Source organism: Streptococcus mitis (assembly GCF_001579035.1).
GTDB lineage: Bacteria > Bacillota > Bacilli > Lactobacillales > Streptococcaceae > Streptococcus > Streptococcus mitis_J.
In genome coordinates this window covers 60,339-60,997 of record NZ_KQ970289.1, presented here as the reverse complement: position 1 = coordinate 60,997, position 659 = coordinate 60,339, and the positions used below count along the sequence as shown (strand labels likewise).

At 39.5% G+C, this 659-nt stretch carries 1 protein-coding gene and 1 pseudogene; both read left to right on the top strand.

Going from position 1 to position 659, the window contains the following annotated elements:
• Positions 1–341 (top strand): carbohydrate ABC transporter permease (locus SMIDD26_RS07510; protein ID WP_134990245.1); only part of this gene is annotated, 341 nt, incomplete at its 5' end.
• Between the two features lie 15 nt (positions 342–356).
• Positions 357–659 (top strand): annotated as a pseudogene (locus tag SMIDD26_RS07505) (carbohydrate ABC transporter permease); the annotation flags it as partial.

Genomic DNA, 659 nt, shown 5'->3' with positions numbered 1-659 from the left:
TGGGGAATATTGACAATTCACTGGTTGAAGCGGCGCGTGTTGATGGTGCAACTGAGTTTCAAGTTTTCTGGAAGATTAAATGGCCAAGCCTTCTTCCAACAACTCTTTATATTGCAATCATCACAACAATTAACTCATTCCAGTGTTTCGCTTTGATTCAGCTTTTGACATCTGGTGGTCCAAACTACTCAACAAGTACACTTATGTACTACCTTTACGAAAAAGCCTTCCAATTGACAGAATACGGCTATGCAAACACAATCGGTGTCTTCTTGGCAGTCATGATTGCAATCGTAAGCTTTGTTCAATTTAAAGTACTTGGAAACGACGTAGAATACTAAAGAAAGGAGACAGCTATGCAATCTACAGAAAAAAAACCATTAACAGCCTTTACTGTTATTTCAACAATCATTTTGCTCTTGTTGACTGTGCTGTTCATCTTTCCATTCTACTGGATTTTGACAGGGGCATTCAAATCACAACCTGATACAATCGTTATTCCACCTCAGTGGTTCCCTAAAATGCCAACCATGGAAAACTTCCAACAACTCATGGTGCAGAACCCTGCCTTACAATGGATGTGGAACTCAGTATTTATCTCATTGGTAACCATGTTCTTAGTTTGTGCAACCTCATCTCTAGCAGGTTATGTATTGGCT